This window comes from Bdellovibrio sp. SBM16 (assembly GCF_056175625.1).
On the sequence record NZ_JBJKJG010000012.1, the window covers coordinates 133,078 to 157,200 of the forward strand.

A 24,123-nucleotide genomic window follows, 5' to 3' on the forward strand; every position below is an offset into this window, starting at 1 on the left:
CCGCCACTTGAAAATTATTTAGGTTTGCTTTGACAATTTACGTCCTAATAACCAATATACGGGCTTATGAGCCGTATTATTTACAACTACAAAATCAATAAAATTACTGACCACACCAAACAGATCCGCGAACTCGAACTGCAGCTTATCAGCCACCCTGAATTTAAGTTCCGTGCCGGCCAATTTGTGATGTTACATGTGCCCCAAACCGACGAGGCCGGAAACCCGGGCAAAGCTGCACTTCGCGCCTACTCGATTGCTACAACTGAACATGATTTACAAAAATTTCGTTTAATTTTCAAATTTGTCGATAACGGCGTTGCTTCAAAATATGTTTGGGGCCTTAAAGGTGACGAAATTTTAAATTTTACCGGTCCATTCGGTAAAGTTTTCTTTCAGGAACCGCCGACCGAACAGATCGTGTTTTTTAATACCGGCAGCGGTATTTCACAACACTTCTGCTACCTGGAATCTAAAATGAAGCAATACCCTGAGTTAAAATACAAAATGTATTTTGGTCTTCGTTTTGAGGAAGATGTGTACTATCGCAAAGAATTAGATGAATTAAAAAAACACTTACCTAATTTTGAATATCATTTCGTATTAAGCCGCCCGACTGAAAACTGGACCGGCAAAAAGGGTTATGTGCAAAACTACTTATCCGAAATTGATTACAAAAATATCCCGACCACATTCTACCTTTGCGGTAACGGCGCGATGATCAAAGATGTAAAGCACCAAGTTTTAGAAGTTGATGGTTTTGACAAAACCCGTTTCTGGGCCGAGGCCTTTGACTAATATGCGAAAAGCGCTCTCTAGCATCCCGACCTATCATCGGGCGGTTTTAGAACTGTTCATTGCCGGGATGTTATGGGGTATTTCGTTTACTTTTGTTAAGTGGGCGCTGGTTGATTTTAGCCCGACAACTTTAGTGTTCTGGCGTTTTATCTTTGCTGTGGTCCTGGCAGAAGTCATGTTTTTTATCTTTGACCGCGAAGGCTTTAAAAAATCGCACAGCGATTATAAAATCGGCCTGCTTGCCGGTATCGGCTTAGGCAGCTCACTGATTTTTCAGACCATCGGGCTGCAAACGACCACTGCGACCAACTCTAGTTTTATTACATCGCTGTATGTGGTGTTGATCCCGTTTGCGAATTACTTTTTTTTAAAATCAAAAGTTCACTGGTACCACTTTACTTTAAGTTTTATCGCTTTTTTAGGAATGGGATTACTTTTGGATTTACCGAAGAACGGCTTAAAACTAAACCCCGGCGATTTGTTCACCATCATGGTGGCCGTAACATCGACGATTCATATTATTGCCGTTGGTCTTGGCTCGAAAAAAATGCAAAGCGGGTTTCGCTTTAACACCTCGCAGACCTTCTGGGCATTGCTGTTTGTGATTCCGTTTTTAGGTTATGATATGACCGCTAAAAATATTCCGCTTATACCGACTATTACTACATGGACTTCGGTGTTATCGGTCATCGGACTTGCGATTTTAGTAACCCTTGGTGCTTTTTACTTACAGGTGAGAGCGCAAAAAGTTTTATCCACGACCACGGCCAGTATGCTGTGTTTATTAGAAGCGCCGTACTCATTTTTGTTCGCATCGGCGCTGCTAAATGAAAAACTGACCCCGATTCAGTTGGCCGGGGCCATTTTAATCTTAGGCATTTCGGCGCTTACGATCTACGTAGAACGACCAAAGAACGCTGAGAGCTAGGATTGCGGCTCCCGCAAGACCGGTAAACCATTCTGGAATATGAAAGAAATAACCCAGCAACATGAACATAGAGAGTGCACCTAAGGCATAAAATGCTCCGTGCTCTAAGAAGCGAATCTGACCCAGAGTATCTTTTTCTACCAAATAAAGAGTTAAACTACGCACGAAGAAAGCCCCGATACTAAGACCGATCATGATCTGAATTAAACTCTGCGTGATCGCAAACGCTCCGATAACACCGTCAAAAGAAAACGATGCATCTAAGATTTCAAGATACATAAACATACCAAAACCTGCTGACATAAAGGTTTTCTTAGCCATTAAGTTGGCATCACGGGTAAGCTCCATGCTCTCTAAGAAATCAGAGAAACTGTGCACGATCATGTATGTGATCATGCCCCAAAGACCTGGCACCAAGAAACGGATCTGGTCTTCGGCTTGCATAAGACTGGTGATCGCAAGTAACGTTACCAGGGCCACGATAATCTCAACACCTTTATACTGAGAAACCATCACTAACGGCTTTTCGATAACATGGATCCAGTGATCGTCTTTATCTTCATTCATAAAGAAATGTAAGAACACCATGTATAAAAACATACCGCCAAAGGCCGCTACCGTTAAATGCACTGACTGCATGATCTGGGCGTACTTAGCCGGCTCGTTTAACGACATCATCAACGCATCATACGGGTTGATTTTGGCGATAATACCGACAATGGCCAACGGGAATATTAAACGCATACCGAATACGGCAATTAAAATACCCCAGGTTAAGAACCGGCGTTTCCACACTTCGTCCATTTTTTTAATCACCGTGGCATTAACCACCGCATTATCAAACGACAATGAAATTTCTAACACGGCTAATATCAGAGCCGTAAATCCTGCCTGCATCATCACAGAGACCGAACCGGTCTGATAGTATTCAAACCCCATGGCTAAACCTAAGCCGATGATCGTAATAAAAATTGAACCCTTAAGATACTTCCACATGCTGCGTTTTTTCCTTTTCTTTTTTTAACTTATCTTTTTTCTAATAATGGTTTTAAAAATTTAGCCGTTTCACTACGGGTGTTTTTTGCAACCGCCTCCGGAGTTCCACGCACGACAATTTCGCCGCCGTAGATACCACCGTCGGGGCCAAGATCGATAATATGATCGGCACACTTCATGACTTCTAGATTATGTTCGATCACCAGCACCGTATTGCCCTGATCAGTCAGCTCCTGCATCAGCTCAACTAACTTTCTTACATCGTCAAAATGTAAACCCGTAGTTGGTTCATCCAGGATGTAGAGGGTTTTACCGGTTCCGCGGCGGGAAAGTTCTTTGGATAGTTTTACCCGCTGCGCTTCACCGCCAGAAAGTGTGGTCGACGACTGTCCCAGGGTCATATAATCAAGGCCTACTTTGTGTAAGGTCTCAAGTTTACGGTAAATCTGTGAGTGGTTTTTAAAAAATTCCAACGCCTCTTCAACATTCATACTTAAGACATCGGCGATGTTTTTTTCTTTGTACTTAATCTGTAAAGTTTCACGGTTATAGCGCTTACCCTGGCAGGTATCACACTGGACAAACACATCTGATAAAAAGTGCATCTCCATGCGGATCTGGCCGTGGCCCATGCAGGTTTCGCATCTGCCGCCTTTAACGTTAAAGCTGAAACGGCCCGGTTCAAATCCGCGCAGTTTACTATCTGGAAGTGAAGCATACAGATCACGGATCATCGGCAAAAGTCCCACATAAGTGGCTGGCGTTGAGCGCGGCGTGCGCCCGATCGGACGCTGATTGATATCAATAACCTTATCGATGTTTTCTAAGCCCGAGATTGACTTATACGGCGCTGGCGCCGCATTGGCCTTATAAAACTCGCGAGCTAAAATTTTATATAACGTATCAATAATTAACGTGGATTTTCCGCTTCCCGATACCCCGGTGACACAGGTGTAAGTTCCTAACGGAATCTCTAAATCTACATTCTGCAGATTGTTGCCGGTGGCACCGGTCAGTTTTACAAATAACCCATTACCCTTGCGGCGGGTTTTCGGCACCGGAATTTTTCTGGCTCCCGATAAATACTGGCCGGTCACTGAGTTCGGGTTTTTCATCAATTCTTGCGGCGTACCTTCGGCGATCAGGGCGCCACCGAGTTTTCCGGCGCGCGGGCCAAGATCGACCACGTAGTCGGCAAATAAAATCGTATCTTCATCATGCTCCACCAGCACGATGGTATTACCGCGGTCTTTTAGTTCGCCGATAATTTCCAACAGCCTGTGATGATCGCGTGGGTGAAGACCGATACTTGGCTCATCCATCACGTACATACAGCCGATTAAGGCCGACCCGACTTGGGTGGCCAGACGGATACGCTGGGCTTCGCCGCCCGATAACGTTCTGGCCGGACGAGAAAGCGATAAATACGAAGTACCGACCCGCTCCAAATAAGTCAGGCGGTCAGAGATTTGTTTTACAATTTTTTCGGCGATAAATTGCTGTTTAGCTGTCCATTTGGCTTTTTTAAAAAATGCACTCAGCTCAGTTACCGAATAATCTGAAAGTTCGGCAATATTTTTTTTATCGATCAGAACATTTAAACTTTCAGCCTTTAAACGAGTGCCTTTGCATGATGGGCACGAAGTTAAGATCATCTCTTCTTCTTCGTCATCTTCATCGCCGGTGGCTTTTTTACCTTTGTAAGTATACTTAACGGCATCAAGTTTTTTACCGCCGACTTCAGAATCAGAAATCTGTTCTTCTTCGATTAAATCCAGTGTTCCTAACCCGTTACAGGCTTCGCAGGCACCTCTAGGATTATTAAAACTGAATAATCTCGGTTCTAACTCAGGAAAACTAAAACCGCACTGAGGGCAGGCGGAGTGAATTGAATAATTTTGTCTCTCAAAGTCGCCGTTTGCTTTTACAACTTCAATCACTAAACGGCCGGCGGCCAGCGACAGGGCCGTGTTCACACTCTCGGCTAAACGGTTTTTGATCGCATCTTTTAAAATCAGTTGATCAACCACCAGATCGATATCGTGGGTTTTGGTTTTTGCTAGCTTGGTGGCTTTTTCAAGGTCGATGAACTTACCGTCGACCTTGGCCTTAACAAAGCCTTTTTTAAGCCATTTGGTAAATTCGGCCATGAATTCACCCTTTTTACCCTGTGCCATCGGTGCTAACACGTAAAACTTAGTTCCTTGTGCTTTTTTTAAAATCTCATCGACAATGGCCTGTGGGGTTTGGCTACTTACCGGCACGTGATGAATCGGACAACAAGGAGTTCCCACTTTGGCGTAGAGCAAACGCATGTAATCGTAAATCTCAGTGATTGTGCCAACGGTAGAACGCGGATTGAGGCCCACTGATTTTTGATCAATGGCAATTGCCGGTGATAACCCCGTCACTGAATCAACATCCGGTTTTTTTAATTGTTCTAAGAAATTACGTGCATAGGCCGACAAACTTTCAACGTATCTACGTTGGCCTTCGGCATAAACAGTATCAAATGCGAGAGAAGATTTACCTGAACCGGACAGGCCGGTGAAGACGGTAATTTTATTGCGTGGGATCGACAGAGAGACGTTCTTAAGATTGTGCTCTCTGGCGCCTTTAACCACTATGTCAGTACTTTCGGTATGTTTAGCCATTACCGAACAATCATATTACTTTTGACAGTCTGAACATACTCCAAAAAGTTCTAGAACGTGCCCCGTCAAACGAAAGCCAAAGTGTTTAGCAACTTGAGATTGCAGTTCTTCGATTTTTTCGTTTTCGAATTCGCAGATTTTGCCACATTTAGTGCAAGTTAAGTGATCGTGATGCTCTTTAGGAGTCAATTCGTAACGTGAAGCGTGTCCGCCCATGCGAACTTCAGTTACTAATTCGTTGGCCGCTAGGTCGCGTAAAAAACGATAAACAGTTGCAAAGCCCACAGACGAATCGCGCGCTGATACTTTTTCGAATAATTCTTGCGCGGTCACGTGACGTTCGCCTGATTTTTTATCACCGTCGTGTAATGACTGAAGAATCAATAAGCGCTGATCAGTGATTTTTAGGTTCATCGAGCGGATCATTTTTTTAAAGTCGTCGATTTGGTAGCGTTCTGCCTTACGAACAGTTTCAGAGGATTGGTGCACAGGAAGAACGATTGAGCTATCAGTGGTTTTCATAGCACGTAATGATACTGATAATGATTTTCATTTGCAAGCTTTATTTTGATAATGCTTTTCAATACGCCAGTTTTCTCCTTAGTGAGGAAAAAACGAGAAGTTAAAGCTCTTTAAACTAACAGCATCATGCGGGTGCAGGCTTTCTTCATGACGGGTCTTAATTCGGTAGCCCACTAACTCAACAGGTTGGTGCTGGATGCGGACCTTTAAATCAGCATCGACCTTGCGGACAGCATCCTCGCAGAACATCAGATTTTCTGAATTTAAAATCGCAAATGCCATTTCGTCAGCTTTTTTAACTGCGGTTTGCACCGGCGTTTTCAGAGTGTTTTCAATAATTTGAATAAAAGACTTAAGCAAATCGTTAACATCAAAATGATCTTTACCCTGAAGAATTAATTCACATTCCATCACGCTTCTTTGGGCGTGTGGCGTGGCCGGCAGGCGATCGATTTTTTTAGTCGCACCGTCAGGCTGGGCATTAAAAGTTTCAACCGATAACGCCGCTGATTGCGGACAAGTGCTTGAGTATAGAACCGCAAACTTAAGCCAGACTTTTAACGATTCGCCGGTCGCTTTTAGAGCCGCAACAGAGACATCGTAATTACGAAAGCCTTGTTTACCGCTTTTAAGAGCCTGGGTTTTTACCGGCAATTTATAGCTCAATGATAGGCTTGCATGCGTTGAGATGCCTTCTTGCGAAGTGATCGCCTGGGTTAAAATCTGATCTAAACTCTGCGTTGTTAATTCCTGGCTTAAAAAGTACTCCATCATCAACGAGTACAAACGTGACATGTGAATTCCGCGGTGGCCTTCGCTCAGATTTACCCCGAGGGCTAAATCACACGGAATCAGGTTTTCATGGTGACGAAGTGATGACTGGATACGCTGCATCCCGACCCAGTCAAGCGACTGGTAATCCTGCAGTTTTTGAATTTGGACATCAGACTTAATATCAGTGATCATCATGGGGGAATCTAGTCGAACTGCAGGCTGTTTTCAAGATAAGTTATGCCTATTTTAACGACCTTTGTCCGGACCGTTACTAAACAAGAGCTAAACCTGGTGAATCACCCTCCTAAAATGCTTATAATTTACAGTGATGGCCGACAGTGATACTGACAAGAAAATAACTCTGTATTTTGTTAAAAATGCCAACCACCAGTTTGGGCCGGTTGAAAAATTTTTAGCAAAACGTGGTTATAGCGTCAGGGTTCAAAGCAATATCACCGGCGCGATAGAAGAAATCAAAGAGCTCAATCCCGATTATATCTTCTTAGCATGGGATCATAAAAGCGAAACCATCCGGCAAATGCCAAAAACACTGTATGCTTCATGCACCGGACAAATCGTTCCTTTTATCATGTCAACCCAGCGTGACCAGATTATCCAGCTCGAGTCGAGCGGCTTTGAAAACAAACTTTACCCGCCTCTTTCTGGCCCGGCAATTGTCCGCGTGATCTCAAAGTACGAAAAGAAAAATCAGGCATTTGAGCAGATCAACACCAAAAAAACGGTGGCAAAAAAAGAATCCGATATGATCCAGGTTAAATCGTTTTTTAACGATGAAGCCGAGCAAAAAGAAATCAACATGCGCAGATCCGCTTCGCTCACGATGGCTGACGAAGATAAAAAGATGGTGGCTTCCCGCAGCCGTGGCCAGGCGCAGATGTTTGCCAGAAATAATGCGCGCAAAAACCGCCCGCTAAACTCGATCAAACAAGACGGGACTCAGGCAAAGCTGATGACGGCGATGGCCAGCGAAATTGACAACAGTCCGCTGTTATCGGCGACGCAAAAACAAAACACCAAAAACAATCTGATGGCAGCGATTGAACGCGAATTTGCAAAAAGCGGCACCCAAAAAAGTCTGATGCTGGCCATTGAAGATGAGGTCGATCGCATCGCCGAACTAAACCCCGATGAGCAGATCGAAACAAAAGCCAAACTTATCGCTTTACTAGACGGTGAATTAAAAGAGGCTTTTCCCGAAATCGAAGACGAAGAGCCTTTAAAAGAACTGATGTCAGAACTTCTTCCCAAAGAAGCCAAAAAATTATCTAAAGGCCAACAGGTCTTCTTAGAAGAATCGTTTAAAGACACGATCAAGCCGGAAATGTTTGATCTGATAGAAACGTATTCGGATCTAACCGATAATCAAACGACTCTCACCGAGATATCGCAGATTTTCGTTCTGGCCATTCAGGAAATGGAATGGACCGGCTACCTGACCGTTGCCTCAGAAAACTATCTTGATGCCGCTTCGGCACAGGTGATTTTAAATAACTGGATCAAGCAAATGATTAAAATCGAGCGCATCGATCAAAAAGCAGATACCGAGGCTGAACTTCCGGATTCGGTGCTGTTTGAGATGCGCATCCCAAAAATCAATTTTGCTGATTTTTGCAGTTACAAAGCTGAGTTTTTCAGAGAGGTTGAATACGAAGGCAAAAAGACGATGTTAGGCTTTTTCCCATTCAGCCCGTTTCAGGTGATCAACTCGGTTCACGAAGCCCATGATATGCTGGAACTATCGACCGGTTTTTTACAGCCAAACAAAAATCTTCCGTTTGATGTTAATCTGTATTTACCAGAAAATAAAAGATTTCTATTGTACTTAAAGCCCGGATCTTTTTTAGATGACGCACAGGTTTCACGTCTACAAACGCGTAAAGTTGAGTATATTTATTCAAACGTTGAATATGAATTATCCCTGTTAAAATACAAAGCAGAATTTAACCTGCAGGGCTTAATTGAATCCTATAACCGAATTAAAGGTTCGAAAGAATGAAAAAACTGATCCTGGGAAGCACCTCGATTTACCGCAAAGAACTTATGCTGAAACTAGGCATTCCGTTTGAGGCAGTTAAACCAAGTTGCGATGAAGATACGTTAAAAAAAGAACTACTCGCACAGAACAAATCCCCGCTTCAGGTCGCCGAAAGCTTGGCTTATGCCAAAGCGGCGTCATTAAACAAAGAATTTAAAGACGCCGTTATTATCGGCGGCGACCAGCTGGTTGATTTTGACGGTCATATCATCGGCAAAAGCAAAACCAAAGACAAAGCCAAAGAACAATTGACGGCAATGTCCGGGCGCACGCACCAGCTGATCACTGCGATTGCGATCTTACATGGCGAGCAAAAATGGACGTTAAATCATATTTCTAAAATGAAAATGAAAAAACTTTCAAGCCAAGAGATAGAAAATTATATCCATAAAGATCTACCGCTTGATTGTGCCGGCAGTTATAAAATCGAACAAAGCGGAATTTGTCTTTTTGAAAAAATTGAAACCGACGACTTTTCAGCTATCCAGGGGTTACCGATGATGTGGATCAGTCAAAAACTTAAGGAGATTGGCTATGAGCTCTTCACCAACTAATGATTTAAAACAACTCGCCATTAAAGCGATGGAGTTTTCACACTCCCCGTATTCGACAAAACGCATTGGTGCTGCCATCCGTTTAAGTAACGGCCAGGTTTACTCTGGCTGCAATATCGAAAACGCCAGCTATGGCGGAACTGTGTGCGCTGAACGAGTAGCGATCTGGAAGGCCTTTAGTGAAAACAAAAAACCCGTGCATATAACCCACGTTGCCGTTGCCAGTGCCGAAGAAAGCCCATGGCCACCATGCGGTTTCTGCCGCCAGGTATTAGCAGAATTTGCCAAGCCCGAAACCGAAGTTGTTTTAACCAACACCACCGGCAAGGAAAAAACCATAAGTTTTAAAGACTTGTTTCCGTTTGCTTTTGAACCCGAGCATTTAACGAAGTAAACTGGCCAAATAAAAAAAGACCGGCTTTAAACCGGTCTTTTTTTAGAATAACTAAACTGTAAAATTCACTTACTGATTAATAACAGCATCGTTGGTTGAAACATTTGCTGACTTACGTAACTCAGTGATCCACTTAGAGTAGCCACTCATAGATTTTTGCGTATCAGCTAACTCTCGGGACTCAGGCGGCGCTGTGACGGTTTCGCTTTTGACATCAACTAATTTTAGCACGTACTGGGCATCCCCCTCACGCACGAGCGCTTTGGCCACTGGCGAAGCTTTGCTAAGCTCTAACGCCGCTTTAAATAAAGCTTCAGAGTTAACCCCCGGAAGCGCATCCTGGGTTAAGTCAAAATAGCCTGATTCAGTCCATTTAAGGCCGGTTTTAGCCATAAAGTCATTAACGGCTTGCACATCACCCTTGGCTGCCATCTCCTCAAGTTGTTTAGCTACTTCTGTGTTTTTCTCTTCAGCCAATAACTTAGCGGCGATACCGTTTTTAGCAGCGTCAAATGAAGTCGTTTGTGCGGCTTTTTTATCGGTAACCTTAATAACGTGAAAACCAAATGGCGATTTAACAACTTCAGAGACTTTTCCGACCGGCGTAGCAAAGGCCACATCTTCAAATTCTTTAACCATGCGGCCTTTCGAGAAATAGCCTAAATCGCCTTTTTTCTCTTTTGAACCCGGATCTTCACTCACTTCAGCGGCAACTTTCGCAAAGTCCTCTTTGCTCAAACGTTTTACGATGTTTTCCATCTTAGCTTTGGCAAGTGCTTCATCCGTACCTTCGGTGCGGATTAAGATATGTGACGCTTTAACCTGTTCGGGAGTTTCAAATTCGCCTTTTTGGTTGTTGTAATAATCCTGAACACGTTGAGCAAACGCCGTATCAGCCATTTTTTTACTGATTTCTAATGCTGAAACCAGGCTGGTTTTTTTCAGTTCGTCAGCATTTAATTTAACAAACGCCACGTTGATTTTTTTAGATTTAAGCTCGTTTTCTAAATCTTTTTCAATTCGGCTTGAAGATAAGCCCAACTCAAACAACTGACGGATGCGCTGGGTTTTAGCCTGCGCGCGTAGACTGTTTTCAAACTCACCTGGGGTTAAGCGGTTAGCCATCAAAAGGTTTTTATAAAGATCTGACTGAAAGACCCCGTCTTTTTTAAAGTTCGGGATATCTTCCATAATGATTTTTTTAAGCTCTGCATCAGTGGCAAAGATCTTCTCACGCTCAGCTGCCTGTGCCGCTAAAGAATTGTTTACTAATTCATTAATGGCCTGGTAGCGGATTTGTTTTCTCTGAAATTCGTTATTGATCATACCCGGGCCAAACTGCGAGTAGTAGTTAACGATTCTGTTTTCCTGATCCTGAAACTCTTTAAGAGTGATAATTTCACCATTGACCTCAGCGGCAGCACCGATACCTAAAGTGCCGTTACCTCTGCTTGAAAAATCAGAAAGTATGAAGGTTAAGATAATCATACCAAAAATGATCATAGCTAAAATAGCTTTACCATTGATAGCACGGTTACCAGAGATCGCTGCTTTAACTTGCTTAATAAACGATTGTTGAGACATGATGTTTTTCGCTCCTTAAAAAATCGGGAATAATTATCTTTAAACTTAGTGTTGAAATCTGCAAGTAATTTGTTACCGTGATAACAGGAGAACTTTTCGACTGTGAATTTTCTAAATATTAATTTCAAAAAAGCGATTCTCATTCTACTCATGGCTCTACTGCCGCTGATCTCAATTAACATGGAGCAGAAAAAATCTCAGGAAAGTTGGTTTGCTCAGCCCTTAAGCTTTTTGGCAGATGGCTTTCAGTCCTTGTTCTCAGGTCTAAGCTTAGGCGTACGCAGCACGACTGCCGAGTACTTAAATCTGATCAATATCAAAAAAGACAATGCCCGTTTACAGAGCGAATTAGCCGAGATTAAGACGCGCCTAAAGCTATTTGATGAAAGCCAAATCGAAATTGCCCGCTTAAAAAACATTTTGGACTTCCAGAGAAACACCAAAATGGAATTGATGCCAGCGCAGGTGATCGGCCGCGATCTCTTGCCGGATCACAAAACCATCACTATCAATAAAGGCAAAAAGCACGGCCTTAAACACCAGCAGGCGGTCATCACGGTATCTGGCGCTGTGGGTTATATCTTTCGCCCGTCAGAGCACACCTCACATGTGATGTTGATCACCGACCGCTATTCGGTTTTTGATGCTATGATTCAAAAAACCCGTGCCCGCGGCATCATCGAAGGCACTTCTAAAGACGGCGGTATTTTGCAGTATATCGACCGCACCGAAGACGTTAAAGCCGGCGATGTTATTGTGACCGGCGGTTTAGACAATATCTTCCCGAAAGGCTTTCCGTTAGCGGTCGTCACCGAGGTCGAACGCAAAACCAAAAGCGCCACCCTTATCGTAAATGTTAAACCGATCGTCGAAGCTAATAAAATCGAAGAAGTGTTTGTGGTTTTAGATGCTGCCCAGGAAGACTTCTTCCCGGAAACAACCACAGCGGCGGCTACCCCAGAAACTAAAGGCACGAACTAAACAATGTCTAGAAGCACCCTTCTCTTAATTTTAAAAATCGCTGTTTTTACGCTGTTATTCTATGCGTTTTGCGCGTTTCAGACCAGCTTTTGGCCATTTGTTTTAGGATCTTTTCCGGCGCCGCAACTATGGCTTCTCATGGTGGTGTTTATTGCCCTTAAATGGCCAAACGTGCGTGCGGTGTTTTTTATTTATTTTCTCGGGCTGATCATGACCCGCTATTCGTATATCCCGCTTAAAATGGCATGGACCAGCCTAGTGGCCCTGATGTTATTTGTCTGGATCTTTAAAAACCGTATTCACTCGACGTCACTGTTTTACTTTTCAATTTTAGCAACCAGCGGATCTTTATTTTATGCTATTGCTTACATCCTGATTTCGCGCTGGTTAGAGCCAAATCCGACGCCGGTATTTTTCTTACACCGTTTACTGGAGATGGGCTGCAACTTTTTATTCAGTATTCCGGTTTACAAAGTTTTAGAGTTTGTGGACCAGCGATTTGAATCCAATCCTTCTTGGGGACCGACCAGCACCGATCATACGACAACTGAGGTAGAATCATGAGAACCCAGTATATCAGTAACCCCGAAGAAGCCAGAGACTTTCACAACCGCTATCGCCCGTTTTATATCTTCGTGGCGATCACGGCGATTGTTTTTACTACCCGCTTGATGTGGCTACAGATCATCAATGGCCGTGAATTACGCCAGTATTCAGAGAAAAACCGCGTTAAACAGACAAAAATCATGGCCCCACGGGGTTTAATCATGGACCGCGATGGCCGCGCTTTGGTTGAAAACCTGCCCGGCTTCGAAGCCGTGATCTCGCCCCAGTATATCGAAGATTTAAAATCCCTTTCTGAAAACGTGGCGCCGATCATCGGCATGGAGCCGGCAAAACTGACCGAAAAGATCACGCGGTCTAAAAAAGTAAACGGCCCTTTTTCATTGATACGTCTAAAAGACAACCTATCCCGCGAAGAAGTATTCCGGTTAAAGCGTATCCGCCTGGATTTTCCGGGTCTTGAGATCCGTGAATCAATCATCCGCTATTACCCGTTTCGCGAAAACGGTGCACAGCTATTTGGTTACGTGGGTGAAATCTCTAAAAAAGAAATCGAAAAATTAAATAAGAAAAATGCACCAGATTTATTCTTTGAACAGGGCGATATTATCGGCAAATCCGGTCTTGAAGAGCATTTAGAGAAAAAAATCCGCGGAATCGACGGTGTGAGCTTTGTTCAGGTCGATGCCCATGGCCGTGAAACAATCACCGAGATTCCAAATATTTACGGCGAACAGATCCGCGATATCGAACCCGTGCATGGCCATGGCGCTACTCTGACCATTGACCGTGATATTCAAATAGCTGCCTACGAATCCATGACTAAGTTAAACCGTATCGGTTCACTGGTGGCGATGAAATCAAATGGTGAAATTTTAGCATGGTTAAACTCGCCAAGTTTTGACCCGAATATCTTCACCAGTGATGTGCCGACAAAAATCATGAGTAAGCTAAGTACCGACCCGTTTAAACCGTTTCGTAACAAAGTTATTCAGGATCACTTCTGGCCGGGGTCAACCTTTAAACCACTAGTGGCCTTAGCGGCCCTACAAGAAAAAGTGATCACAGATAAAACGATCGTAGCCACACCATCACGTTTATGGTTTGGAAATCGTTATTTCCATGATCACAATAAAAACGGTTTCGGAAGTGTAGACGTTTATCAGGCAATCGAAAAATCTTCGAACGTGTTTTTCTATAAAATGGGTATCTCCTTAGGCGTAGATAAAATGTACAACTACATTTCTCTTCTAGGCCTGGGACAAAAAACCGGTATTGAAATGGATCGTGAAGCGCCTGGGCGTTTACCAAGTTCTGAATGGAAAAAAGCCCGTTTAGGCGAAGAGTGGCAACCGGGTGAAAACCTAACGATGGCGATCGGTCAAGGTTACGTGACGACGACCCCACTTCAGATGGCCGTCGCCTACAACACCATCGCGACCGAGGGTAAAGTTGTAAAACCGTTTATCGTTAAAAAAGTAACCGATCATGAAGGTAAAATCTTATTTGAAAGATTTCCAGCAGAGCTACGTGATGTAACTTTACCGCAGCCAAACGGTTATAAAATTGACCGCAGCTCGTTTAAAATCGTGAAAGAGGCTATGCGCCGCGTGGCCAATGGTGCCGGCGGTACCGCAAGACACTGGAAGGTTCCGGGCGTTGAGATGGCCGGCAAAACCGGTACGGCACAGGTTATGAGTTTTTCGGCAGACCAAATCTATAAATCCTGTGAAGCCCGACCGATCCAGATGCGTCACCATGGCTGGTATGTAGCCTGGGCTCCGGCAGATAAACCGGAAATCACAGTGGCGGTATTGGCGCAACATAGTTGTCACGGTAATACCGGTGCAGCTCCGATCGTGCGTGATACGATTGAAGCTTATTTTAAAAAGTATCACCCAGAAATTATTAAAGAAGCGTTAAAGAAAAACCCGAATGCCCGCGGAATCGAAACTCGCGCAGCCGCACCTGCTGGTGCGGCCGGTGGCGACTAGTTAGGTAATAAAAAAATGTCTATTGGTGGATTAAACGTATCAGAAAGAAATTTTTTAAGTCGCCTTGATCTGCGTCTTATCGTATTGATCTTTGCTTTAAATGTCATTGGCTTGATTAACCTGTTCAGCGCCACACACGGCCCGCACTCAACAAATGTTGAAACTTTATTTATCCAGCAGATCGTATGGCTTACAGCAGGCTGGACAATTTTCTTTGTCATGACCTTTGTTGATTATCTCTGGATCAACCGCCTGATCTGGCTGATGTACTTCGTAAACGTCGGCGCTTTAGTGTACGTGGATTTTTTCGGTAAAGCCGTCCTGGGTGGCCAGCGCTGGATTGATTTAAAATTTTTCAGATACCAGCCGTCTGAAACCATGAAAATGTGCTTAATCTTAGTGTTAGCAAAAATCTTAATTACCCGTAATCCTCAGGGGCCGGGCATGGGCTTAAGAGAGCTGTTGTTTCCGTTTATGTTATTATTTGTTCCCTTCGCACTGACCGTGAAACAGCCCGATCTAGGAACCGCGATGACTTTGATGCTTATCGGCGGCACGATGTTGTTTTTTGTAAAAATCAGAAAAGGTATTTTACTGGCGATTATCGCCTTAGGGTTAGTGGCTTTGCCAGTCGTGTGGAAATACGGTCTTCGTGATTACCAACGTCACCGCGTTTACACGTTTATTTCTCCCGACTCGGATCCTCAGGGTAAAGGTTATAACTCGATCCAATCACGTATCGCCGTGGGTTCGGGCCAGTTTTTCGGTAAAGGCTTTCGCCAAGGCACTCAATCACAGTTAGAATTTTTACCAGAGCGCCACACCGATTTTATTTATTCGGTACTGTCTGAAGAATGGGGCTTTGTCGGAAGCATCACAGTACTTGGTACTTTTATTTTGTTATTCTTAGTTTGTTTTGAAATTGCGATGCGGGCTCGGGATAAATTCGGGGCCCTGATCGTGGTCGGCGTATCAGCTTATTTATTCTGGCATATGTTTATCAATATCGGCATGGTGATGGGATTACTGCCGATCGTGGGGGTTCCGCTTCCGCTACTTAGTTACGGCGGTTCAGGAATGCTAACCACAATGTTAGGTATGGGTTTAATTAGCTCGGTCGCTTACCGTAGGTATTTATTCTAGATCATGAGATTTATTATCGCTTTTATAATCTTAGCAGCCAGTGTCGGCTACTTCTCGCAAGAAGTGTGGGAAATGTTTTCCTCGAAAAAAGCCGATGCCGTGCAATCAAAAATGGTGCAGGAGCTATTTCCGGCAATTTTAAAGGCGCAACCGCAGGATATGATCGCCGCCCGCCCAATGCGGGTTGAAGAAACCAGCAACACGCTGACAGTGTACTGTGAATACTTAGGTGATAAAGATCTCGAAGCGCGTGAAAACTTACGCAAACACTTAACCGATGAAGTGTACAAATGGGCCAAAGCCACCCAAGAAAAAAAATATAATTACGTCTTTATTAAATTCACGGATGAAGTGATCAGCCCGATCCCTGAACCAAATAATTAATTTTTCTGGCTCAGAAAATAAGTTCGCACGAATTTAAAAAGACAGCTTTAGAACTTCCTTAACAAGTGTAAACCGAAAACAAGAGAATAAAAAAGAGCAGTTAGTCACCCAACTGCCCTCAATAAATTTTATGTTTCGCTGTGCACGTCGACTATTGGTCGATCATGCGGTAGCGGATACGTTTAGGGGTGGCATCTTCGCCCATGCGTTTTTTACGGTCTTCTTCATATTCTGAGAAAGAACCTGGGTAGAAGTAAACTTTTGAATCCCCTTCAAACGCCATGGTGTGCGTACAAACGCGGTCTAAGAACCAACGGTCATGGGAAATCACGATCGCCGATCCACCGAATTCATTGAGCGCTTCTTCCAGTGCACGCATAGTATTAACGTCTAAGTCATTCGTTGGCTCATCTAGAAGCAGTAAATTCGCACCTTCTTTTAAGATTTTTGCCATATTCACGCGGTTTCGTTCACCACCTGATAATGTGCCCACTTTTTTCTGTTGGTCTGTGCCCGAGAAATTAAACCAGCTCACATACTGGCGGGCCGGAACTTCACGGTTACCTAGTTTAATTAAGTCTGCGCCACCCGATAATTCGTCAAAGATTGTTTTATTCGGATCAAGAGTTTCACGTGTTTGATCCACATAGGCGATCTTAACTGTTTCACCGACTTTAAAAGTTCCACCGTCTGGTTTTTCTTTGCCAGTGATCATTTTAAATAAGGTCGATTTACCGGCACCGTTTGGACCGATAACGCCCACGATCGCGCCTTTAGGAATCGAGAAGTCTACATTATCCAGTAATAATTTTTTGCCGTAACCTTTAGTCACACCTTTAGCTTCGACCACGATGTTACCTAAACGAGGTCCAGGTGGGATATAGATCGACATCTCTTGTAGTTTTTCTGCAGATGGCTCTTTTAATAAATCTTCGTAAGCATGGATACGGGCCTTTGATTTACTTTGTCTGGCTTTAGCCCCCTGACGGATCCACTCCAACTCGCGCTCTAGTGTTTTAGCTTTTTTGCTTTGCGACTGTTGCTCTTGCGCTAGACGTTTATCTTTTTGCTCTAACCAAGAAGAATAGTTTCCTTTCCAAGGGATACCTTCACCACGGTCTAACTCTAAAATCCATCCGGCAACATTGTCTAAGAAGTAACGGTCATGGGTAACAGCGATAACTGTGCCCGGAAATTTATGTAAGTACTGTTCTAGCCAAGCAACTGATTCAGCATCCAAGTGATTCGTTGGCTCATCCAGCAATAAAATATCCGGGTTAGACATAATTAAACGCGCTAAAGCTACACGGCGTTTTTCACCACCCGATAAATGCGCAACCGGGCTATCCGGTTCAGGGCAACGTAGAGCATCGATAACTAATTCGATTTTTTGGTCGACTTCCCAGCCGCCTAAAGCTTCGATCTTTTCCTGAAGCTCACCTTGTTTTTCGATCAGCTTGTTCATTTCATCCGGATCTAAATCAGGATCAGCAAACTTATCGTTGATCGCATTGTAATCTTTCATCAGCTTTGGCAGATCACCCATTTGCGAGAAAATATTATCACGCACATTTAATGATTCATCTAATTGAGGTTCTTGCTCTAAGTAGCCGACTTTCATCTTCTTTGCCGGAAATGCTTCACCTAAAAATTCAGTGTCAACACCAGCCATAATTCTTAGCAATGATGATTTACCTGAACCGTTCAGACCGAGAACGCCAATTTTTGCGCCATAAAAATATGACAAATAAATATCTTTTAATACAAATCGGTTTGGAGGGTAAACTTTAGAGACACCCTTCATTGTGTAGATAATATCTTGAGACATGCACTTCTCCCTTGATTTTCAAAGTGATATTAGTACCATAGAAGACAAAGGCAACACAACTAAAGTAATGAGCAACAAGAAGCCAACAAAGAACAGTACTAAAAAAAGCGCTGCATTAAACCCGAGCGCGCTAAACCCGGCGGAACTACATGGTTTGGCTAAGGTTAAGTGGTCTTCTCTGTCTAGCGAGCTAAAATTTGCTATGGGATCGTGGTCAGATCTTGATCAAAAACCTGCTGCCAAATCACCTGAAGAAGAGCAATTAGACAAAGTTAAGTCCTTGATCGAAGACCTCAAGTTAAAATTAAACGATTTCTAATAAGGTTAGCGAACTTTTTCGCCTTTTTCCCATAACGCTGCCACTTCGACTAAGCCGGCAGTAACGCTATGAAATTCTGTTTGTGTTTGCAGCTTTTCGAAGCCAAAACGGGCTTCAAATTCTTTTCTGATCAGAGGCACTTTCGAGGTCCCCCCTGTTAAACAAACTAAATCAATGTCATTTTCGGTTAGACCTGATTGTTGCAGAGCCCGATCCAAGGCATTGATAATATTATTTTTTACCTCGCTCGCCCAGGTATTAAACTGCTCAGCCGAGAAGGTTTCATAGACTTCGATATCCGGGTAATCAAATTTAAAGTTAGATCTATCTTTGATTGATAATTCTTTCTTGCAGGCCTCGATGCTTTCAAAAAACGGAAATATCTGATTGTCTTCAATCATCGCAAACAGGCGATCGACACCGGCGACATCTTTTGGGGTTAGCGCGCACTTTCTGACTTCTTTAACAAATTCGTAGGTTTCTTTTTCTTTTAAATGCACGATATGGGCCGGATGATTTAAACGCATCGTCACCGCCGGCGGCATGGTCATCACATTGCGGGCCAACGGCAGCATATATCTGGTCTTTGCCCCGAAGTACTCATTGAGTCTGTTGGCCATAAATACGCTATCCAGCGCATCGCCGGCCAGTGGACAGCCTTCAATAGCAAGCACATCTTTTTTGCTGAACTCTTTGGGATTAATGCGCATCACGGTAAAATCAGAAGTACCGCCGCCAAAATCGCCGATCAAAATCGTTTTTTCATCAGTGGCTTGCCTGCGGTAATCAAAAGCCGCCGCTAAGGGTTCTGGCACAAACTGCACTTGATCAAAGCCGGCAAACTTACAGGCCTTCTCCATCCGGTGCAGCGCAAACCCGTCGGCCACTTCATCCATCGAATAACGGGCCGGACGGCCCATCACCACATGCGTGACCGTTTTACCGATGGCTTTTTCTGCACGTTTTTTTAATTCTAATAAAAATAATCCGATGATATTTTCAAGCGATAAAATGCGGTTATTAAATACCGTCCCTAAATAACCCTGGTTCGGCAAGTGGGTTTTAAATGAACGGAACAGGCGCCCGTCCATATCGTTTTCTAAAAACTCGTCAATCGCCCGCTGGCCGTAGAAACACACATCCGGATCAGGAAAATACAGCAGTGTGCGCATCATGGTCGGATCAGAATTTAAATCATCAATCGGCAGTGCCAACGTTTTTTCACCGTTAAATACACAGCCGACAAGCGAATTACTGGTTCCGAAATCGATGGCTAAAATCGGCTTCATTGAGCTTCTTCTGGCGTTAATGTTTTTAATTCTAAAGCATGCAAGCCAGAATTAAACTCTGCACGCAGCAGATCATACACTTTGCGTTGACGATCTACGCGGCTTAAATTTTTAAACACCTCAGAGACAATTTTTAATTTATAATGAGTCTCGCCGGTCGGCTCAACACCCATATGCCCGGCGTGACCAGCATGTTTATCACTGTCGTTTTTAAGCTCTAAAACGACAGGATTTAATTGCTGCAGAATGTTTTTAATACGCTCTTCGCGGCTCATATTACGACTTTTTTATCTTAGAAAGTAAGGATTGCGCCTGTAATTTCGCGATCTCGACACCCATTTTTGCAGCAGTGATCACGCCTTTTTCTTCTAATTTTTTCTCGACTTCTTTAGCTTTTTCTAATGCTTTAACCGCAGCCACTTCAGCCAACGGGTGCGAAAGACCGACTTCGAATTTTTCGTCGTTTTTCCACTGCGTCGCCACATTTTCAGCCACCTCAAAAGCTTTCGGCGTGATTGAACGGACTTTTTCACTGAATGGAAACTCGATTTTTACTTTTTCTTTCGGCGCTTCAGTCTCTGCTGCGGCCTCGGCTTCCTCAATTTTAACTTCTTCGTCATTTTCATGAATTGTATTCATCATAAAACCTTGCCTTTTTAAGTGCTTAACTCGTAAATAATAGCATGATTTCACTGCTAGAAGATAATGCTTTTTTTATCGTACTCAACAAACCCGAAGGTGTTTCTGTACACAATGAAAAGCCTAGTCTTTTAGATTGGCTTGAAGCGAACAAACTACCGGTCAATTTTGTAAACCGCTTAGACCAGCAGACCAGCGGCCTTGTGGTTGTAGCACGCGACCCAAAGCTTCATGCAGCCCTCAGCAAAACTTTGCAGGACGGAACCAAAACGTACCGCGCACTTTTACGCGGAGGCTGGAAAGATAAAGCATTAACTCTAACCTGGGACTTACCGCTTTCAGATAAAGCCGAAGGGCGTAAAAACCCGCAGGGTAAAACCGCTGAGCGCAAAAACTGCATCACCCATGTCCAGGTGGTGCGCAGTAACCAGTACTTCACCGAAGTGCAGTGTGTGATTAAAACCGGACGCCAGCACCAGATCAGAAAACACGCCGCCTTAGCCAAACACCCGATTATGGGGGATAGCCGCTACAACGACGAAAGTTACAACGAAAAAATGGGCAAGATGTACAAAACATCCCGCATGTTTTTGCACGCAGAAGAGTTACAGTTTTCTTTGCAGGGAAAAGACTATCACTTCAAATGCGAAAAAATGAATTGTGACGTATTCTTTCCGTCTTAAGTTTTATTAAAGTATTTTTCTGGATTGTTAAAAACATCTTTGAAAGTTTTTAACATTTCAGCGGCATGAGCACCGTCGATAAAACGGTGATCAAACGTTACACCGATTTTCATCATTGGACGGATTTCGACACGATCTGGCTGACCTTCGGCTTCAACGACCACTGCCTGTTTTTGTATAGCCCCCACAGCCAGTAACATCGGTGAGCGTGAATACGGAACCAGCGGCGCTAAGGCCCAGTCAATGCCAAGTGAACCAACACTGGTAATCATAATGGCTCCGAACGGATCTTTCGGAACACCAAACCAGTGCAGCGGAAGCCCCAGATCAAAATTTAAAAACGAAGTGCCCAGTAACACGTACTTCATAATGAAGTTAGGGATCAGCTCCATGGTTGAGCGAACCTGCATCAGCTCGCCCTCTTTGTGTTTTTTTAATTTTGACGATTTGCTTTTTAGCTCTTCGGCCAGCTGAAAAATTGTTTTCGTCTGCAAATTTCTTAAGGTCACTCCTGAAAGTTCGGCTTTTTGGGTTTTATCGCCATCATCACCTTCGATGTTCACCTGAAAAAAAATATCAATATTTTTACGGTAATAAATCTGGTGCCGGATCATGATGGAATTAACTTCCGGACGAACTTTTATACACTCAACCATACCCTGCCCAACTAAGTGAGTTGGCGTAAGCGAAATATTTTTTTCTTTTTTGACTTTGTCGATAAATTTTAATGCTTCCGTCATGTCTACTTCGGCCATGCCGTACACTGAGGGATCACCGGAAGTCCACCATGAACCGATGGCAATTTTACGAAATAGAGACTTATACGTTGGCTTGTGAACTTCGAATTTCATAACAACAAACATATCGCTGTTTCAGGCAGTTCTCAATTTTAAACGGGATTGTTAAGTTCGCTGGACCATGGTCGCAAGACCTCGGTCCTAGTGCTCCAGATCATTGGTTAAGAACCTGTCAAATTGCAAACTGGCCCTCGCTGGCACTGCAGCTTTTGGCAAAACCTGCCGAATAGATGACGTTCATAATTGATTGATATTATTAGACTAAAATTATTTTTATTTACCAAAAAAAAGGGGCATAAAAAATGACAACAAAAGCAAAAAAACCAGCGGTCGCAAAATCAAATCCAAACTCTCATCTTCAAGGATTCATCGACGCTATCAACAGATCTCAAGCAGTAATCGAGTTTAACTTAGATGGCACGATCATTACCGCTAACCAAAATTTCTTAAACTGCACTGGCTACTCACTACCAGAAATTCAGGGCCAACACCACAGAATGTTCTGTGATCCTACGTATGCAGCTACACCAGCGTACACTGAATTCTGGGCTAAATTAAACCGCGGCGAATATTTATCTGACGAATACAAACGTTTCGGTAAAAACGGCAAAGAAATCTGGATCTTGGCTTCATACAATCCGATTTTTGACAAAAACGGTAAGCCGGTAAAATTTGTCAAATTTGCGACTGACATCACAAATGCAAAAAAAGAATTACAAGTGCGTACTGAAATCATGAACATGACAAGTATCGTGTCTGAAGCAGATTTACGCGGCGATATCTTAAACGTGAATGAAAAATTCTTAGAAGTTTCTAAATACTCTCGCGAAGAATTAATCGGTAAAGGTCACAATACAACCCGCCATCCTGATATGCCGAAAGAAGTCTTCAAAGAAATGTGGGCAACTATCGGTCGCGGTAAAGTGTTCCGTGGCATGGTTAAAAATAGAGCTAAAGACGGTACTCCTTATTACGTTGACGCAGTAATCGCTCCGATCATGGGCGATAACGGTAAACCAAAAAAATATTTGGGAGTTCGTTATGATATCACAGAAGCTGAAATCGAACGCCAAAACATGAAAGGCGTGATCAACGCCATCGACGCGTCGTATGCTTACATTGAATTTGATACTGAAGGTAACATCTTAAAAGCTAATAAAAACTTTTTAGCTGCTACCGGCTACTCGTCTGCGGATGAGTTTAAAGGTAAACACCACAGAATGTTCTGTGATCCTCAGTATGCGATGTCTGCAGAATACACTAACTTTTGGCCTGACCTTAAAGCTGGTCGTGCAAAATCTGGTATTTTCAGACGTATTACTAAAGGTGGCCAAGATCTTTGGATTCAAGCTGTATACTCACCTGTATCAGATGAAACCGGGCGCGTAGTCAAAATTGTTAAAATCGCAACGGATGTAACTGAGTTACAAAAAACAATTATCGCACTGGAATCTATGGCCGGTGGTCTTGCAGCTTCTGCGACTCAGTTAACGGCAGTAGCTACACAAATGGCTGACAACGCTAAGAAAACGTCTACGGATTCTGAATACGCAACCGGCATTTCTTCAGAAGTAGCTTCTGGTGTTCAGATTGTTGCGACCAACACTGAAGAGATGGTGGCTTCAATCAAAGAAATCTCTCGTTCAGCAAATGAATCAGCACAAATGTCACGTGAAACTTTAACCAATGCTTTAGAGACAAATAAAACAATCACTAAACTTGGCACAAGCTCGCAAGAAATCGGTAACGTTATTAAAGTTATCTCTTCTATTGCACAACAGACTAACTTGTTAGCCTTAAATGCGACGATCGAAGCTGCCCGTGCCGGTGATGCCGGTAAAGGATTTGCGGTTGTTGCCAACGAAGTAAAAGAATTAGCTAAGCAAACAGCTAAAGCGACTGAAGAAATCACGCAAAAAATCGGCGCGATCCAAAAAGATTCAACAGCTGCAGTTGACGCAATTTCAAGCATTTCTCAGTCAATCGAAAAGCTCAACAGTTTATCTGGTGCGATTGCCGCTTCAGTTGAAGAACAAACAGCGACGACAAATGAAGTTTCTCGCGTAGTTGTTCAGTCTTCTAAAGGTGTTGAAAATATCGCATCTTCAGTAAAAGCGGTTTCATCTGCGGCTGAACAAAATATGTCAGCTTCAAGCGAGACATTAAATTCGGCTAAAGGTTTAACTCAATCAGCTGAAGAATTACGTACATTAATCAGAAAAATCCAAAAGGCTGCTTAATA

General features: G+C 43.4%; 23 protein-coding genes. 13 read left to right on the forward strand and 10 right to left on the reverse strand.

From position 1 onward, the window contains the following. Positions 1–66 precede the first annotated feature (66 nt). Entirely contained in the window at positions 67–798 is a 732-nt protein-coding gene (locus tag AC04MM_RS13600; protein WP_475380921.1) for an FAD-binding oxidoreductase, read from the forward strand. 1 nt (position 799) lies between these two features. Beyond that, positions 800–1,726 carry a DMT family transporter gene (locus AC04MM_RS13605; RefSeq protein ID WP_475380922.1) on the forward strand — a complete coding sequence of 309 codons (927 nt, stop codon included), beginning with the start codon at positions 800–802 and terminating at the stop codon, positions 1,724–1,726. On the opposite strand, the gene AC04MM_RS13610 is transcribed toward AC04MM_RS13605, so the two are convergent. The 4 genes from AC04MM_RS13610 to folE2 all read right to left on the reverse strand — a co-directional run bounded on the left by AC04MM_RS13610 (position 1,670) and on the right by folE2 (position 6,867). Then, on the reverse strand, positions 1,670–2,722 hold the full coding sequence (locus AC04MM_RS13610) for a DUF475 domain-containing protein (protein WP_475380923.1): 1,053 nt from the start codon (positions 2,720–2,722) through the stop codon (positions 1,670–1,672). The genes AC04MM_RS13605 and AC04MM_RS13610 overlap by 57 nt on opposite strands. 29 nt (positions 2,723–2,751) lie before the next feature. Beyond that, positions 2,752–5,376: an excinuclease ABC subunit UvrA gene (gene uvrA / locus AC04MM_RS13615; RefSeq protein ID WP_475380924.1), complete on the reverse strand. Its 2,625-nt coding sequence runs from the start codon at positions 5,374–5,376 to the stop codon at positions 2,752–2,754. A 15-nt stretch (positions 5,377–5,391) separates the two neighbouring features. After that, entirely contained in the window at positions 5,392–5,898 is a 507-nt protein-coding gene (locus AC04MM_RS13620; RefSeq protein ID WP_475380925.1) for a Fur family transcriptional regulator, read from the reverse strand. 78 nt (positions 5,899–5,976) lie between these two features. Further along, positions 5,977–6,867, reverse strand: a complete 891-nt coding sequence (gene folE2, locus AC04MM_RS13625; protein WP_475380926.1) for a GTP cyclohydrolase FolE2 — start codon at positions 6,865–6,867, stop codon at positions 5,977–5,979. 133 nt (positions 6,868–7,000) lie between these two features. Between folE2 and AC04MM_RS13630 the strand changes: the two genes are divergently transcribed. From AC04MM_RS13630 to cdd, 3 genes are read left to right on the forward strand one after another with little or no spacing between them, the layout of a single operon-like run. After that, positions 7,001–8,689 carry a hypothetical protein gene (locus AC04MM_RS13630; protein ID WP_475380927.1) on the forward strand — a complete coding sequence of 563 codons (1,689 nt, stop codon included), beginning with the start codon at positions 7,001–7,003 and terminating at the stop codon, positions 8,687–8,689. Then, on the forward strand, positions 8,686–9,282 hold the full coding sequence (locus AC04MM_RS13635; protein WP_475380928.1) for a Maf family protein: 597 nt from the start codon (positions 8,686–8,688) through the stop codon (positions 9,280–9,282). The genes AC04MM_RS13630 and AC04MM_RS13635 overlap by 4 nt, the downstream gene beginning before the upstream one ends. Next, positions 9,263–9,676 (forward strand): cytidine deaminase, encoded by a 414-nt coding sequence (gene cdd, locus AC04MM_RS13640; protein WP_475380929.1) that lies wholly within the window; start codon positions 9,263–9,265, stop codon positions 9,674–9,676. Before AC04MM_RS13635 ends, cdd begins: the two co-directional genes overlap by 20 nt. A 69-nt stretch (positions 9,677–9,745) precedes the next feature. On the opposite strand, the gene AC04MM_RS13645 is transcribed toward cdd, so the two are convergent. After that, positions 9,746–11,260, reverse strand: coding sequence for a peptidylprolyl isomerase (locus AC04MM_RS13645; protein ID WP_475380930.1), 1,515 nt, complete (start codon positions 11,258–11,260; stop codon positions 9,746–9,748). 102 nt (positions 11,261–11,362) lie between these two features. Here AC04MM_RS13645 and mreC point away from each other — a divergent pair, with 102 nt between their 5' ends. The 5 genes from mreC to AC04MM_RS13670 are packed head-to-tail and all read left to right on the forward strand — an operon-like array spanning position 11,363 to position 16,326. Continuing rightward, on the forward strand, positions 11,363–12,241 hold the full coding sequence (gene mreC / locus AC04MM_RS13650) for a rod shape-determining protein MreC (RefSeq protein WP_475380931.1): 879 nt from the start codon (positions 11,363–11,365) through the stop codon (positions 12,239–12,241). Positions 12,242–12,244: 3 nt separating this feature from the next. Further along, positions 12,245–12,805 (forward strand): hypothetical protein, encoded by a 561-nt coding sequence (locus AC04MM_RS13655; RefSeq protein ID WP_475380932.1) that lies wholly within the window; start codon positions 12,245–12,247, stop codon positions 12,803–12,805. Then, positions 12,802–14,799, forward strand: a complete 1,998-nt coding sequence (gene mrdA / locus AC04MM_RS13660) for a penicillin-binding protein 2 (protein ID WP_475380933.1) — start codon at positions 12,802–12,804, stop codon at positions 14,797–14,799. The genes AC04MM_RS13655 and mrdA overlap by 4 nt, the downstream gene beginning before the upstream one ends. A gap of 15 nt (positions 14,800–14,814) precedes the next feature. Beyond that, positions 14,815–15,942, forward strand: a complete 1,128-nt coding sequence (gene rodA, locus AC04MM_RS13665) for a rod shape-determining protein RodA (protein WP_475380934.1) — start codon at positions 14,815–14,817, stop codon at positions 15,940–15,942. 3 nt (positions 15,943–15,945) lie between these two features. After that, positions 15,946–16,326 carry a hypothetical protein gene (locus AC04MM_RS13670; RefSeq protein WP_475380935.1) on the forward strand — a complete coding sequence of 127 codons (381 nt, stop codon included), beginning with the start codon at positions 15,946–15,948 and terminating at the stop codon, positions 16,324–16,326. A 151-nt stretch (positions 16,327–16,477) separates the two neighbouring features. Here the strand turns inward: AC04MM_RS13670 and ettA are convergent, their stop codons facing one another. Then, entirely contained in the window at positions 16,478–18,154 is a 1,677-nt protein-coding gene (gene ettA / locus AC04MM_RS13675; protein WP_475380936.1) for an energy-dependent translational throttle protein EttA, read from the reverse strand. A 67-nt stretch (positions 18,155–18,221) separates the two neighbouring features. Here ettA and AC04MM_RS13680 point away from each other — a divergent pair, with 67 nt between their 5' ends. Beyond that, positions 18,222–18,473 (forward strand): hypothetical protein, encoded by a 252-nt coding sequence (locus AC04MM_RS13680; protein WP_475380937.1) that lies wholly within the window; start codon positions 18,222–18,224, stop codon positions 18,471–18,473. A gap of 5 nt (positions 18,474–18,478) precedes the next feature. Here the strand turns inward: AC04MM_RS13680 and AC04MM_RS13685 are convergent, their stop codons facing one another. From AC04MM_RS13685 to AC04MM_RS13695, 3 genes are read right to left on the reverse strand one after another with little or no spacing between them, the layout of a single operon-like run. Further along, positions 18,479–19,762: an Hsp70 family protein gene (locus tag AC04MM_RS13685; RefSeq protein ID WP_475380938.1), complete on the reverse strand. Its 1,284-nt coding sequence runs from the start codon at positions 19,760–19,762 to the stop codon at positions 18,479–18,481. Continuing rightward, a complete protein-coding gene (locus AC04MM_RS13690; protein WP_475380939.1) occupies positions 19,759–20,037 on the reverse strand; it encodes a BolA family protein in 279 nt (92 codons plus the stop codon). The genes AC04MM_RS13685 and AC04MM_RS13690 overlap by 4 nt, the downstream gene beginning before the upstream one ends. A gap of 1 nt (position 20,038) precedes the next feature. Further along, positions 20,039–20,404, reverse strand: a complete 366-nt coding sequence (locus AC04MM_RS13695; protein ID WP_475380940.1) for a hypothetical protein — start codon at positions 20,402–20,404, stop codon at positions 20,039–20,041. A 41-nt stretch (positions 20,405–20,445) separates the two neighbouring features. On the opposite strand from AC04MM_RS13695, the gene AC04MM_RS13700 reads away from it, so the two are divergent. Beyond that, entirely contained in the window at positions 20,446–21,084 is a 639-nt protein-coding gene (locus tag AC04MM_RS13700; protein WP_475380941.1) for an RluA family pseudouridine synthase, read from the forward strand. Here AC04MM_RS13700 and AC04MM_RS13705 read toward each other — a convergent pair. Beyond that, a complete protein-coding gene (locus tag AC04MM_RS13705; protein WP_475380942.1) occupies positions 21,081–21,935 on the reverse strand; it encodes a 2-oxo acid dehydrogenase subunit E2 in 855 nt (284 codons plus the stop codon). The two genes, AC04MM_RS13700 and AC04MM_RS13705, sit on opposite strands and share 4 nt — an antisense overlap. A gap of 248 nt (positions 21,936–22,183) precedes the next feature. On the opposite strand from AC04MM_RS13705, the gene AC04MM_RS13710 reads away from it, so the two are divergent. Then, on the forward strand, positions 22,184–24,121 hold the full coding sequence (locus AC04MM_RS13710) for a methyl-accepting chemotaxis protein (RefSeq protein WP_475380943.1): 1,938 nt from the start codon (positions 22,184–22,186) through the stop codon (positions 24,119–24,121). Positions 24,122–24,123: the final 2 nt, after the last annotated feature.

Coding starts and splice junctions, on each gene's coding strand:
- AC04MM_RS13600 (WP_475380921.1), top strand. CDS start 67: ATGAGCCGTATTATTTACAACTACAAAATCAATAAAATTACTGACCAC.
- AC04MM_RS13605 (WP_475380922.1), top strand. CDS start 800: ATGCGAAAAGCGCTCTCTAGCATCCCGACCTATCATCGGGCGGTTTTA.
- AC04MM_RS13610 (WP_475380923.1), bottom strand. CDS start 2,722: ATGTGGAAGTATCTTAAGGGTTCAATTTTTATTACGATCATCGGCTTA.
- uvrA (WP_475380924.1), bottom strand. CDS start 5,376: ATGGCTAAACATACCGAAAGTACTGACATAGTGGTTAAAGGCGCCAGA.
- AC04MM_RS13620 (WP_475380925.1), bottom strand. CDS start 5,898: ATGAAAACCACTGATAGCTCAATCGTTCTTCCTGTGCACCAATCCTCT.
- folE2 (WP_475380926.1), bottom strand. CDS start 6,867: ATGATGATCACTGATATTAAGTCTGATGTCCAAATTCAAAAACTGCAG.
- AC04MM_RS13630 (WP_475380927.1), top strand. CDS start 7,001: ATGGCCGACAGTGATACTGACAAGAAAATAACTCTGTATTTTGTTAAA.
- AC04MM_RS13635 (WP_475380928.1), top strand. CDS start 8,686: ATGAAAAAACTGATCCTGGGAAGCACCTCGATTTACCGCAAAGAACTT.
- cdd (WP_475380929.1), top strand. CDS start 9,263: ATGAGCTCTTCACCAACTAATGATTTAAAACAACTCGCCATTAAAGCG.
- AC04MM_RS13645 (WP_475380930.1), bottom strand. CDS start 11,260: ATGTCTCAACAATCGTTTATTAAGCAAGTTAAAGCAGCGATCTCTGGT.
- AC04MM_RS13655 (WP_475380932.1), top strand. CDS start 12,245: ATGTCTAGAAGCACCCTTCTCTTAATTTTAAAAATCGCTGTTTTTACG.
- mrdA (WP_475380933.1), top strand. CDS start 12,802: ATGAGAACCCAGTATATCAGTAACCCCGAAGAAGCCAGAGACTTTCAC.
- rodA (WP_475380934.1), top strand. CDS start 14,815: ATGTCTATTGGTGGATTAAACGTATCAGAAAGAAATTTTTTAAGTCGC.
- AC04MM_RS13670 (WP_475380935.1), top strand. CDS start 15,946: ATGAGATTTATTATCGCTTTTATAATCTTAGCAGCCAGTGTCGGCTAC.
- ettA (WP_475380936.1), bottom strand. CDS start 18,154: ATGTCTCAAGATATTATCTACACAATGAAGGGTGTCTCTAAAGTTTAC.
- AC04MM_RS13680 (WP_475380937.1), top strand. CDS start 18,222: ATGAGCAACAAGAAGCCAACAAAGAACAGTACTAAAAAAAGCGCTGCA.
- AC04MM_RS13685 (WP_475380938.1), bottom strand. CDS start 19,762: ATGAAGCCGATTTTAGCCATCGATTTCGGAACCAGTAATTCGCTTGTC.
- AC04MM_RS13690 (WP_475380939.1), bottom strand. CDS start 20,037: ATGAGCCGCGAAGAGCGTATTAAAAACATTCTGCAGCAATTAAATCCT.
- AC04MM_RS13695 (WP_475380940.1), bottom strand. CDS start 20,404: ATGATGAATACAATTCATGAAAATGACGAAGAAGTTAAAATTGAGGAA.
- AC04MM_RS13700 (WP_475380941.1), top strand. CDS start 20,446: ATGATTTCACTGCTAGAAGATAATGCTTTTTTTATCGTACTCAACAAA.
- AC04MM_RS13705 (WP_475380942.1), bottom strand. CDS start 21,935: ATGAAATTCGAAGTTCACAAGCCAACGTATAAGTCTCTATTTCGTAAA.
- AC04MM_RS13710 (WP_475380943.1), top strand. CDS start 22,184: ATGACAACAAAAGCAAAAAAACCAGCGGTCGCAAAATCAAATCCAAAC.